Source organism: Citrobacter sp. Ca225, assembly GCF_030337175.1.
Taxonomy (GTDB): Bacteria; Pseudomonadota; Gammaproteobacteria; order Enterobacterales; family Enterobacteriaceae; genus Citrobacter_A; species Citrobacter_A amalonaticus.
This window is the reverse complement of sequence record NZ_JAOWCD010000099.1, coordinates 214,280-226,693: the sequence shown is the minus strand read 5'-3', so window position 1 is coordinate 226,693 and position 12,414 is coordinate 214,280. Positions and strand designations below refer to the sequence as shown.

The window sequence follows — 12,414 nt, the reverse complement described above, 5'->3', positions numbered from 1 at the left end:
GTTTATGGCCAGTCTTGCGTATTATTGGTTATTATTTGTTCGCCCCCTGTGTGAATAAACCATGGAGTGGATCAATGACATCCAGGTAGGAAATAAAATATAACTCTCAGGCCAATCGGGAGTCGGTTGCATTTATTTTTTATAAATTAAACTATTTTTGTACGCGGCATATGGAAGACGTTATGAGAGGAAAGATACCAAAGACTGAATTACTGGTGACGTTTGAAGTGGTGGCACGTCATGAAAGTTATACGCGTGCGGCGGAGGAGTTAGCATTAACGCAAAGTGCTGTATTTCGCCAGGTGAATGCACTTGAGGATTTTCTGCATACTGCATTATTTAATCATGCCAAAAAGCGGATTTTTTTAAACGAGGCCGGGAAGCATTATTTGAGCATTGTTAAAGAAACGCTAAATAAACTTGAGCGTGATACGAATACCATTATGACCTGGCAGCCCACGGTCGAAGTCATTGAACTGGCGGTCAACCCGACCTTCAGCACCCACTGGCTGATCCCCAATCTGCGTGAATTCAACAAACTTAACCCCGATATTATCGTTAATATTCACTCGCTGGCGAACATGGGCGATTTCCTCAACCGTGAATATGATGCGGCCATTATGCGTGAAGACTTCTGTTCGCCGTGGTCAGAAGTGGAGTATCTGTTCGAAGAGGAAATCCTCCCGGTTTGTAGCGGCAGTTTGCTGTCGCAGCCCAACCAGAAACTGGCGGTTGAAGAGTTGCTCAATGAGTTTCCCTTGTTGCATCAAAGTACGCGAATTAACGGCTGGCAGGAGTGGTTCGCCCTGTCGGATGTCAGTAGCCCACTGGTCAACAAAGGCCCGCGTTTTGATCTGCTGTCGATGCTGATCGCCGCGGTGCGATCGAATTTGGGGGTTGCGCTGCTCCCACGTTTTGCGATCCAGCACGATCTGGACAACGGTGACATGGTGATCCCTTGCGATGTGCCCATGCGCACGGGTAATCGTTTCATCATGACCTGGCGGGAAGAAAAAGCGGAATCCCGTCATTTACAGGTTTTCCGCGACTGGCTGTTACAAAAATCGGTGGTATCTCACCTGGAACGCTGACGGCGGATGACGGGTAAACGGGAAGCCGGATAAGCGTATGCGCCATCCGGCAACGACGTAACTACCAGTCAATTCCTGCCTGAGCCTGAATACCGCTGTCAAACGCATGCTTGACCGGGCGCAGTTCGCTCACCGTATCGGCAAGCTCCAGTAACTGCGCGTGACACCCTCGCCCGGTCACAATCACACTCTGCTGCGCCGGACGCTCCCGAATGGCGGCAATCACCTCGTCAGTATCCAGGTAGTGATACGCCAGCATGTATGTAAGTTCATCCAGGACCACCAGATCGTAATGCGCATCGGCCAGCATGCGCTTGCTCTCTGTCCAGACAGCCTGCGCCGCCGCGATATCCGCCTCGCGGTTTTGCGTTTCCCAGGTAAACCCGGTACCCATAATGTGAAACTCAACCCCCAGCGGATGCAGGGTGTTGTATTCGCCATTATCCCACTGGCCTTTGATAAACTGCGCGACGCCAACGGTTTTACCGTGACCCACCGCACGGGTGGCAGTGCCAAAGGCGGCCGTGGATTTCCCTTTTCCATTTCCGGTAAATACGATCAAAATCCCTTTTTGTTCCGTGGCGGCGGCCACACGGATTTCCACCTGTTCTTTCAGCTTTTGCTGACGCTGGCGATGACGGTCGCCATTGGCTCGCGCTTGCATAAACGCTCCTTAATGTCCTGCCGGGCAGGATGCACAACGATGCTGTTGTTCAAACTGGCTGAAGAAGTTATTTCCCTTGTCGTCTACCAGCACGAAGGCAGGTAGGTTTTCAACTTCCATCATCCAGACCGCTTCCATTCCCAGTTCGGGATATTCGAGGCAGCGCAGGCTTTTCACGTATTGCTGCGCCAGCAAGGCGGCGGCGCCACCGATGCTGCCGAGGTTGAATCCGCCGTGTTTATGGCAAGCCTCGGTGACTTGCGCACTGCGGTTGCCTTTGGACAGCATGATCAGGCTACCGCCAGCGGCCTGGAAAGCGTCGACATAGCCGTCCATGCGCCCGCCGGTGGTTGGCCCGAGCGAACCACAGGCCATCTGATCCGGCGTTTTAGCCGGGCCGGCATAGTAGACAATGTGATCTTTCATGTACGCTGGCATCGCTTCGCCGTTGTCCAGGCGCTCTTTGAGTTTGGCGTGCACGATGTCGCGGGCGACGACGATCGGGCCGTTTAGCGAAAGCCGCGTACCGACTGGCAGGGCGGATAAATCATGCAGGATCTCGCGCAGCGGACGGTTCAGATCCAGGTTTACGCTCTGTGCGCTGTTCTCGATGCGGCTGGATTCAGGGATAAATTTACCTGGGTTATGCTCGAGTTTTTCCAGCCAGATCCCGTGTTTGTTGATCTTCGCTTTGATATTGCGATCGGCGGAGCAGGAGAGCGCCATCGCGATCGGGCAGGAGCCGCCGTGGCGCGGCAGACGAATTACGCGAATATCATGGGCGAAATATTTACCGCCAAACTGCGCGCCAATGCCAAATTCGCGGCTGGCATTGAGCAGCGCGGATTCCAGCGCCGTGTCACGAAACGCCTGACCCAGCTCATTACCGCTGGTGGGCAGGTTGTCGTAATACTTGGTTGAGGCCAGTTTGGCGACCTTGAGCGCCTGATCTGCGGAGAGACCGCCGACGACAAAAGCGATGTGATACGGCGGGCAGGCTGCGGTGCCCAGTGATTTCATCTTCTCGATCAGGAATGCGGTGAGCTTTTCCGGTTGCAGGATCGATTTGGTCTCCTGGAACAGCGCCGCCTTGTTGGCTGAGCCGCCGCCCTTATTGACAAACAAGAAGCGGTATTCGTTACCCGGTGTGGCGCTGATATCGATCTGCGCCGGCAGGTTGGTGCCGGTATTCACCTCGGTATACATATCCAGTGGGGCGTTTTGCGAATAGCGCAGGTTATTTTCTTTAAAGGTGGTGTAAATCCCTTTGCTGAGCGCTTCGGCGTCATCGCCGCCGGTCCATATCTGTTGGCCTTTGCTGGCGACCACTGTCGCCGTACCTGTATCCTGGCAGTTCGGCAGCACGCCTTTCGCCGACACTTCCGCATTACGTAACAGCTGCAGGGCGACATATTTGTCGTTACTGCTGGCCTGCGGATCGTGCAGGATGCTGGCGATCTGCTTTAAATGTCCGGAGCGCAGGAAGAACGATGCTTCATAGAATGCCTGTTGCGCCAGCAGCGTTAATGCTTCCGGCGCCACTTTGATGACCTCTTCGCCATCTAACTCTGTCACCGTAACATGCTGATTGCTCAGTAATTCGTATTCCGTACTCTCTTTGCTTTGTACAAAGAGTTCTTGCCAGACAAAGGGTTTAGACATGTTACTTCTCACGTTAAGGTTGATATCGCCGGAGGGCGGCGTCGCGCCGTATCCGACCTACAAAAATGCCTGATTCGTAGGCCGGATGCGCATGAGCGCCATCCGGCATCCACTTAATGCGCCATAAAGAGATTGGCCTGTGTTGCATGGGCAACATATTCAATAGTCTGCTGGGCGCGCACGCTGTTCCCGGCGCTGTCCAGCGGCGGTGAGTAAACGGCAATGGCGTACTGTCCCGGTACCACCGCGACCATGCCCCCGCCGACGCCGCTTTTCGCCGGAATACCGACGGTGTACAGCCATTTTCCGCTGCCGTCATAGAGACCGGCGATAGCCATTTCAGCCAGCACCTGCGGTACATAGCGCTCATTGAGCAACTGTTTGCCGTTGAACGGCGATTTACCCTTGTTGGCCAGCACGGCACCCATTTTGGCAAGCTGCTCAACGGTGACGTCTACTGAACACTGGCGGGTGTAAATCTCCACGGCTTCCTGCGTGTTGCCGTAGAAGCTGTTGTACGATGCCATCAGTTGCGCCAGCGCCTGATTGTGTTGGTTGGTCTCCATTTCCGATCTGAATACCGGTTCATTGACCGTGAGCGTGGCGTCGGCCCAGGCGTTCAGGTTGGTGAGGATTTTGTTCCAGCGGTCGGTTTTGTCTTTGGCGTCAATCAGGCTGACGGTACTCATGGCACCTGCATTGACCAGCGGATTCTCCGGTGCGCCCTTCGTGAGTTCGACCGCGAGACCGGAATTAAAGGGCAGGCCGGTGGCATTAGCGCCGAGTTTATCCAGCACCTCCTGTGGCCCGTGCTGTTCCATCGCCAGCGCGAGGGTGAAGACTTTGCTCAGCGATTCCATCGGGAATGCTTTGTTGATGTCTCCTGCCTGGTAAATTTTGCCGTCAACGGTAGCGAGGGTAATGGCGAAGTTGTTGGGGCTGTAAGTGGTAAGGGCAGGGATGTAGTCGGCGACTTTGCCGTCGTTGTTACTTTTGTATTTCTGGTGTGCCTGTTCGATCAATGCGGCGTAGTCCGGCGCCGTTTGCGCCAGCGCGGCGGCGCTAAAAAACAGGCTGGCGGTTAACATGCTCGCGCCGAAGAATTTTACGTTCATGGTGCAACCTTGTTGGTGTGATTGGCATGTTGCCGGAAGGGGCGAGTGCTTATCCGGCAACCTTATATCATCAGGACATCACCACTTCTGACGGCTCAGTGGCAGGACGCTCCTGTTCTGGCGTTTTGACCGGCGCAGTGCCCCGGCAGCCGGAACCGAAATGTTCGCCTTCCCAGCGACTGACAATCGCGGCGCCCATGGCGTTACTCATCACGTTGGTTGCAGAACGGCCCATGTCGAGGAACGGATCGACACCCATCAGCAGGATCAGACCGGCTTCCGGAATGTTGAACTGGTTGAGGGTAGCGGCAATGACCACCATCGAGGCACGCGGTACGCCTGCCATACCTTTAGAAGTCAACATCAGGATCAGCAGCATGGTGATTTGCTCGCCCATGCTCAGCTCAATGTTGCACGCCTGCGCGATAAAGACGGTGGCAAACGAGCAGTAGGCCATTGAACCCACGAGGTTGAAGGAGTAACCGATAGGCAGTACGAAACTGGCAATCTTGGACGAGACGCCGAATTTCTCCAGCTTATCCAGAGTACCCGGGAACGCGGCTTCCGAGCTGGACGTGGTAAATGCCAGCAGTGCCGGTTCGAGGATCGCTTTCGTCAGGCGACCGATGCACGGACCGACAATCATCGTTGACAGGCCGATGAGGATCGCCCACAGCATACCCAGCGTCAGGTAGAACTCACCCATGAAGATCCCGGCGCTCACCATCACGCCCAGCCCGCGTTCAGCGATAAGCCCGGAGATAGCGGCGAATACCGTTAACGGGGCGAACAGCATGACGTAACCCGTCAGTTTCAGCATGACGTGAACCAGAGAGTCGAGCACCTTCACGATCGGTTCGGCTTTCTCACCAATCGCCGCCAGGCTACAGCCGAGAAAGATCGAGAACACAACGATTTGCAGGATTTCGTTACGCGCCATGGCGTCAACGATACTGGTCGGTACGGCGTGAGAAATAAACACTTTCAGCGTGAACGGTTCAGACTGAACGGCCGCCACGGCCCCGGCGTCATGGGCAACAAAGTTAATGCCCGCGCCTGGCTGGAACAGGTTGACGATCACCAGACCCAGCGCAATCGACAGCAGTGAGGCGCAAATAAACAGGAAAAAAGTTTTTGAAAATATACGCCCCAGCGTTTTCGCATCGCCCATTTTCGCGATGCCGACAACCAGGGTTGAAATAACCAACGGCGCGATAATCATTTTCACCATACGTAAGAATATGGTGGTGAAAATAGAGATATCCTGCGCATACGATTTTGCTGTATCAGCCGATGCCATATTATTAATAGCCACCCCGGCAATCATGCCGAGTATCAGGCCTAATATGATCATTTTTGTTAGACTTATTTTCTTCATGTTTACTCCATCGGATCTAGGCTGGTCTGTGAAGTGTTGTAGGGTCGCGTGCGCCAGAGCCAGGACAGCAGCTCAGGCGCACGCAGGTTATGACCAACCGCATGAATTATCTGGAATACAGTGATACAGCGAAATCCTGTACGCCAATGGACGTTGTTGTATTTTATTGGTTACAGATCGAACTCAATACTTAATAACGGCGCATGCTGCTGCGCGCCATAAACATCATTGTCACCAACGTTGCCGGAAATAATATCGCGAGGCATCACGATTTTTACGGCATTCGCCGGGTCAAACCAGACGATGCGATGAATAAAATCAGGTTCAACGTTATATAAGCGGGCAATTAACTGCGGGGTTAATTGCTCAGAACGTTTTACCCGCTGATAGTCTTCGCGCGTTTTAAATAAAATATCTAACACCAGTTCATACGGTCCGGCGTTTTTAGAACGAATCACCTGCGCCAGGGTGCAAATAGCGTGTTTCATGCCTGAACTCCTTCTGGCGTCACCTGTTCGATATGGAAGTCAAAACGCAGGGCGTCGCTGGCTTCGATCAGGTGATAGATTGAGAACTCATACACCGGCCCGCTTTGAATGTCGGATGGCGAGAACGGGAAGGCGAGGTTGCCTGCCGTGGCGATCCGGTTTTCGTAGCCGTAGTGCAACAGAGTAGATCGCACCAGCGAACAGACGCTGTTGGCGATATCCTGCGTCGGCGCGACCACGTCCAGCAAAATGCCCAGCTCATGCCCGGCGGTTTGCACCGGTTCATGGTTACCCATCACGCCGTTCTTGCCGTACAGGTGGAACGTCATGCGGATGCTGTCATCATTCAGCGAGAGGTTGCGGGCGACGCTGGCCTGAACTTCTTCGAGAATGGTGTCGATGCTGGCAATCATGATCGGATCGCGGGTACCGGCGATGGTCAGGCAACGGAAGCCCACCTGACGCGCGCCTTCCAGTTTCAGCGCATACGGCGTTGATTCATGACGTGAACCGCTGACGTACACTTCGCCATCGTTTACCGCTTTGAAACTGCACCCTTTCAGGTTCAGCACGCCGCCCGGGCCAGGCAGGAAGTACGGATCGGATTTCTCATACAGGGTATGTGCCGCCGCCGACGTTTCGGTGAACTTGCGTTTCGGGTTGAACGTCTTCAGCGTAAAGCCGTTGTCGTCGATAATCCCCATTGCGCAGTCAGAACCGGAACCTGGGGTGGCGGCAATGGCCGCACATTCCAGGATCTTGCCACAGTGCAGCGCCAGACCTTCATCAAAGCCCTGCATAATCGGCAGCGCCGCGAAGCAGGCCGGATCATAAGCCCGCCCGCCCAGCACCACCTGCGCACCGGCTTCCAGCGCCCGCTGGAACGGTTCGATCCCCATCTGCGCCACGATGTAGGTGCTCTCTTCGATCGCCTCGTGGGTGAGTGCCGGAACAAAGTCCAGCGCGGTGATTTTGCCGTTATCCAGCGCCTGGTGAACCACCTCTTTATTGACATCCGATGGGATCAGCGCCATGGAGAAGGACAGTTTTTCTTCCTGTGCGATCTCCAGGATAATCTGCCGACACCACTCAAGGTGCGGTGCAGCACCGGATCCCCCGGCGGTGCCGATCACCACCGGAATGTTGTTCTTAACGCCCGCCGTGATCATATAGCGCAGATCGCGTTTCACTCCGGCCCGATCGGTAAACGGTTTACCCGCCCCCAGGTAGTGGGGGCCGGGATCGGAGGAGCCTGCGTCAACCGCGATCAGATCCGGTGACTCTTCCATGGCTTTACGAAAGCTCTCTTCCGGGAAGCCATAGCCCAGGATAGCCGTCGGCGATAAGATCTTAAATGTGCGTGCCATCTCTTAATCCTTAGTCTGCAACAGCGCGATGGTGCGGTTCATTTCGTTAAATACGATATTGAGACCTTCATCGAAGCCCATACCCGGCTTGATCAGCATACGCATTGGACGGGCGGCGAGAGCCACGTGGACGCAGGTGCGGGCGCTGATTTCGGTTTCGTTGCAGGTGCCGCCCTGGTAGGCTTCCATCCCGTGCTTGTTGCAGTACAGCACCGCGTCAACGATGTTGTGAATACCGCCGAGATCCGGGGTTTTGATCTGCACCATGTGGCAACTACCGGCATCGGTGAAGTCCACGATGTCCTGATAGGTGTTGCACCATTCGTCGGCGACAATTTTCACGCCGGAACCCAGACGGGTCAGCTCTTTGGTGATCGCGGTCAGCATGCGGATCTGATCCGGTTTGTTGCCTGCATCGACCGGGCCTTCAATGTACAGCGGCAGACCCTGCGCTTCTTTTTCGAGGCTGGCGATATACTCGGCGCAGCGCACCGGGTCCATGTCGAAGATCAGACCGATGGTGCCATACACGTCGATATGCAGCGTCGGGTGATAGCGTGGGCTGGTGCGCAGGCTGAGAATACGGTCGGACAACCAGCGCACGTACTCACGCAGTTTTTCGCCTTTAAAACCGAGCTTCTCTTCAACGTTGTTGATCAGCGCGTGCGGCAGGACGTCAACGCCTTTGAGGATCATCTTGTCGACGGCGATGTAGCGGTCGTCGCCGCTCTGACCAAATAAAGGAATGGCTTCTGGTACGCACGGCAGTTGCCATTCGTCACACACCACTTCGGTTTTCAGACGACCTGAGGCCAGCGCGGTGGCGTCAAGCAGCGCCTGCGACAGACCGTAACGAACGGCGGTATGCAGCAAATTACCGTCGATGCGCAGTTTGTCGAAGAAACGGGCGTTCGGCAGGAACGCATCCACATCGCGGCCTTCCAGCAGCGGCTTAATATGATCGTTGAGGAACGGAATAAAATGTTCAGCCAGGAACAGCGGATCGCGGCCGCCGGCACCGGAGTACTGCACTGCGGCGCAATCACCCACCGCGACGGCGCCGTTTTCCAGAATCAGTTGTACGGAAACGCACTCGCCAGCCTGGCGGACAGAGGTAAAGCCCGGGGTAACCGGCGCACCGGTATAAATGAACCCGTCATGACCTGCGCCATTTTTGATCGCCTGCTGGTCATCAAAATAGAATGAGGAGTAGCCAGCGGTGAAAAGCGCCTGTTTAATTTTCATTATGGTCTTCCTATTAATTGACTGTGGGATACAGCGTTGATGTCATCAACAACCATCTGGAATGAGGGTTTACGTCCTTCGAAATGGGCACGTTCGGCGACGTAATCGTGGTGTAGAGCGAGAATGTCCTGCGGCAGCGGAACGGAGCCGGCTTCCAGAATACGGATCGCCCCGGCGTTATCGCGAACTGGCAGGATTTTACCGGCGTTACAGGAGGCAGGAGCGAAAGGTACGTCCAGCACGCCTGCTTCGAAGGCCAGCACGGTGCCGCGCGCAACGTCGCCGTTGCCCAGCTCAAACACTTTCTTCAGAACCGCACGAACTTCGCTCTTAATCAGTTCCACTTCCTGCTCGACGGCGGCACACGGCGGGAATTTCTGGTCACTGACCATGTTGAGCATCTGACGTGACGCACGCAGCCCCTGGGCATTTGCCGCCGCTGTCGGAATACCGAAGGCTTCATGCGGGCTCTTGGTGATCACTTTGGTCGCGCCGGACATACCGGCGACCGCTGCGCCCCAGGAGATAATGGCGAATGCTTTGGATTCGTCTTCCGGGAAACCGCCCATCCACTGGTGGAAGACGGTGCTCAGCTCGTAATCATCAAAACCGTAGTTCTGGAAATATTCATGAGACAGTTCACGCAGGGACTGAATCGCTGCGATATCCTGCGTGAGGCTACCGACCTGGCCGTAGCCGACGGTAATCGACTTCACGCCCTGTTCCAGCGCCAGCAGACCTTCGATAATCGCCACTGCGTGAGACATGAACGGCGGGATCAGCGTGCCGGTCAACGGGCCGAATGGTTCGCGGTTAATGCGAATGCCATGTTCTTCATACAGCCCCATCAGACGGTCGCAGTACTGCCAGTCGCGAATCGATTTTTCCAGCGTCACGCGCTTGGCGTAAGGAATGTTGTAGGAGATCCCGCCGCCTTCATAGCTGGTGAAGCCGCTGGCCATGGCGATCTCCGCCAGCAGTCGCGCATCCGGCGTACCGTGACGGACCTGAATCGGTTTCTCCAGCGCTTCGGTCATCCGACGACAGGCCGCCACACCGTGGTTAACCACCGGCAGTCCGTTGAGTTTTGAGGTCCCGGCTTCGATAGATTTCTGGATCCCAATGGCGGCTTCTTCATAACGATTCAGACGGGTGTAGGCATCGATGGTGCTCGGCAGCAGGTCACACTCAACCTGCAGGGTTTTCAGCAGTTCGATATGCTCATCCATCAACGCCACACCGGCACGCGGTTGGCTCAGGGTTTTCCCTTCCTGATCCGCCTTCAGCAAGGCATGAGAGAAACGTTTTTTCTCAGGAATGGTCTGCTGATACTTCACGCCATCTTCAAAATGTTCGACGTCTTTGCCGGTATGCCACGTCTGCAACACCTGATGCCGTTCGGTCATAAATTCGTCATGGGTTAATTTTTTATTTCGAAGTTCCATTCGTCGCTGCCTTAGGTTTTATAGGGTTAAACAGTGAATGCTGGTGCGCGCAGCGGCCTGGGGATCCAGTCTGGCAACGTTTGCCAGCAGGGGGAGCAGACCTTTTGCGTCGCGGTAGTACTCAAACTGAGTGGGTAAAAGAATGCGTCTACCGTCGTCGTCCAGTTCGCGATATTTGAGCCAGTGATGGATATCAAACTGACTGGCGCGGGAGAGCCAGCCGCCCGAGCCAACCACTTTGCGCACGGTGGTCAGGTCGCGCCCCATCTGTAAATCGACATTGCCAACGCAGGTACAGACCTGCTTTTTGGTGCCAGCGTGACGCTCGGCGGCATAGCCGACGCACAGTCCGGCTAACAGAGAATCAAAGTATTTCTCTTCCTCGCTCTGCGGCAGATAATCGGGATGCGCCACCAGATGACGCAGGTAGCCATAGAAGGCCTCCTGGCGTGCCGGTTGCTGAGCGAATACCACCTTCACCAGTTCCTGGGTGCTTTCGCCTACCACCACGGCGGAGACGCGCATGCCGAGATCGCCTTCCACGGTGCGCTTAACAAAGGGCTCCGGGACACCGTGCAGCACGGTATCGGGCGAGAGGGTGTTGGCACTGGCGGAATAGACGTCGGTGGTCGCGCCGCCCATGTCGATGAGCATGAATTCTCTCCACGCGCTATCGACTTCGCTGATGGCTTTGACCAGTTCGTACACCGTCCAGGGTGTTGGCATGGGCTCTTCGCCGGTTTCACCGACAATCACATCCAGGCCTTTGCCTTTCACAATGCGGGACAGGAAGACATCACAAATCGCCTTGCGGGCGGCGAAGGGATTCGGGTGATCGAGATCGGGCAGAATGTTGTCTACCGTGGTCAGATCTTTGTGTCCCAGAATCGCCTGGACATCATCCTGAATGTCGCGGTTTCCGGCGTAGATAATGGCGCAGTCGAGGCTGGACTCTGCCAGGGCGCGCGCATTGGCCAGGCCGTAGCTCTCTTCACCACCGTCGGTGCCGCCGGTAAACAGCAGAATGTCCGGTGGTGAAGCTTCCAGCGCCTGAATATCATGGCGATTCAGTTTGTACGAATAGTACTGGGCGATTTTTGCCCCGGCGGAATGCGCCGTGACTTTTGCCGATTCCAGAGTGATCGACGGCACCAGTCCCATTGCGGCGACGGCAAGACCGCCTTTCGCCGACGAGGAGTATTTCAGGGTCACTTCACCCCGGTTGAGCAGTGGGCGCGCATCGGCAACGTTCAGCACCTGGTTCAGGCTGGCGAAAAAACCTTCCGCCAGATGATGGGTCGTCGTCGGAGTCAGAACGTGGTTAACCAGTGTTAACGCATCCCCCTCCTTTGCGAAGAGGGCAGCTTTGGTCCACGTCGAGCCGATATCGACAGAGACGGTTTGCATCAGATGGCCTCTTCCAGACAACGCTTTTCAATGCCGTGGCGCTTGTTGATATCCGCTGCCATCAGCTGACACACATCTTCGAGATCGTGGCTTGGGGCAAAGACGCGCTGGAAGCCCATCTCTTTGAATTTGGCTTCGACGTCTGCGAAATCATGCTTCCCGACCACCAGGTTGCCGCCGACATAAAGCAGGATGTCGCCGATACCGCGTTCGATGCAGCGCTCGCGCAGACCCAGGCAGTCGATGTCGCCGTGGCCATAAATGGAAGAGACGACAATCGCATCGGCGCCGGTTTCGATCGCGGCATCGATATATTCATCCTGGCTTACCATTACGCCCAGATTGATTACGCGAAAATCATGGGCAGTAAAAACGCGGTCCAGAACTTTATTGCCTACGGCATGGCAGTCAGCACCAATGACGCCAATAACGAGTGTTGATTTTTTCATGGGTAATCCTCTCCAGGACTCAGGGTAAGAAATAAAAAGTTTTGCAATGTTTTAATAGGGACGGAGTGTCGTGGGGAGGCGCGATGGATGCAATTGATCTATT

Annotated in this window: 11 protein-coding genes; 1 reads left to right on the top strand and 10 read right to left on the bottom strand. The window is 55.3% G+C overall.

What is annotated here, in order from left to right; all coding sequences use genetic code 11:
- Positions 1 to 182: 182 nt before the first annotated feature.
- Positions 183 to 1,091: a LysR family transcriptional regulator gene (locus OGW13_RS19825; RefSeq protein WP_043001356.1), complete on the top strand. Its 909-nt coding sequence runs from the start codon at positions 183 to 185 to the stop codon at positions 1,089 to 1,091.
- A gap of 61 nt (positions 1,092 to 1,152) precedes the next feature.
- Here OGW13_RS19825 and cobO read toward each other — a convergent pair whose 3' ends face one another.
- The 10 genes from cobO to glmS all read right to left on the bottom strand — a co-directional run bounded on the left by cobO (position 1,153) and on the right by glmS (position 12,311).
- On the bottom strand, positions 1,153 to 1,755 hold the full coding sequence (gene cobO / locus OGW13_RS19820) for a cob(I)yrinic acid a,c-diamide adenosyltransferase (RefSeq protein WP_043001355.1): 603 nt from the start codon (positions 1,753 to 1,755) through the stop codon (positions 1,153 to 1,155).
- Positions 1,756 to 1,764: 9 nt separating this feature from the next.
- The gene (locus OGW13_RS19815) at positions 1,765 to 3,417 is read right to left on the bottom strand and encodes a class I fumarate hydratase (RefSeq protein ID WP_043001354.1); all 1,653 of its coding nucleotides are present in this window, start codon (positions 3,415 to 3,417) and stop codon (positions 1,765 to 1,767) included.
- Positions 3,418 to 3,530: 113 nt separating this feature from the next.
- Complete coding sequence (gene glsA / locus OGW13_RS19810; protein WP_222167810.1) at positions 3,531 to 4,532, bottom strand: glutaminase A; 1,002 nt, start codon at positions 4,530 to 4,532, stop codon at positions 3,531 to 3,533.
- 70 nt (positions 4,533 to 4,602) lie between these two features.
- Positions 4,603 to 5,910 (bottom strand): dicarboxylate/amino acid:cation symporter, encoded by a 1,308-nt coding sequence (locus OGW13_RS19805; protein WP_043001352.1) that lies wholly within the window; start codon positions 5,908 to 5,910, stop codon positions 4,603 to 4,605.
- A gap of 170 nt (positions 5,911 to 6,080) precedes the next feature.
- Positions 6,081 to 6,398 carry a DUF4387 domain-containing protein gene (locus tag OGW13_RS19800; RefSeq protein WP_042320615.1) on the bottom strand — a complete coding sequence of 106 codons (318 nt, stop codon included), beginning with the start codon at positions 6,396 to 6,398 and terminating at the stop codon, positions 6,081 to 6,083.
- Positions 6,395 to 7,765 (bottom strand): acyclic terpene utilization AtuA family protein, encoded by a 1,371-nt coding sequence (locus OGW13_RS19795; protein WP_287116406.1) that lies wholly within the window; start codon positions 7,763 to 7,765, stop codon positions 6,395 to 6,397. The genes OGW13_RS19800 and OGW13_RS19795 overlap by 4 nt, the downstream gene beginning before the upstream one ends.
- 3 nt (positions 7,766 to 7,768) lie before the next feature.
- On the bottom strand, positions 7,769 to 9,010 hold the full coding sequence (locus OGW13_RS19790) for a methylaspartate ammonia-lyase (RefSeq protein ID WP_043001350.1): 1,242 nt from the start codon (positions 9,008 to 9,010) through the stop codon (positions 7,769 to 7,771).
- Positions 9,010 to 10,455, bottom strand: a complete 1,446-nt coding sequence (locus OGW13_RS19785) for a methylaspartate mutase subunit E (protein ID WP_043001349.1) — start codon at positions 10,453 to 10,455, stop codon at positions 9,010 to 9,012. Before OGW13_RS19785 ends, OGW13_RS19790 begins: the two co-directional genes overlap by 1 nt.
- An 18-nt stretch (positions 10,456 to 10,473) precedes the next feature.
- On the bottom strand, positions 10,474 to 11,862 hold the full coding sequence (gene glmL / locus OGW13_RS19780) for a methylaspartate mutase accessory protein GlmL (RefSeq protein WP_043001348.1): 1,389 nt from the start codon (positions 11,860 to 11,862) through the stop codon (positions 10,474 to 10,476).
- Positions 11,862 to 12,311, bottom strand: a complete 450-nt coding sequence (gene glmS, locus OGW13_RS19775) for a methylaspartate mutase subunit S (RefSeq protein WP_043001347.1) — start codon at positions 12,309 to 12,311, stop codon at positions 11,862 to 11,864. The genes glmL and glmS overlap by 1 nt, the downstream gene beginning before the upstream one ends.
- Between the last annotated feature and the right edge of the window lie 103 nt (positions 12,312 to 12,414).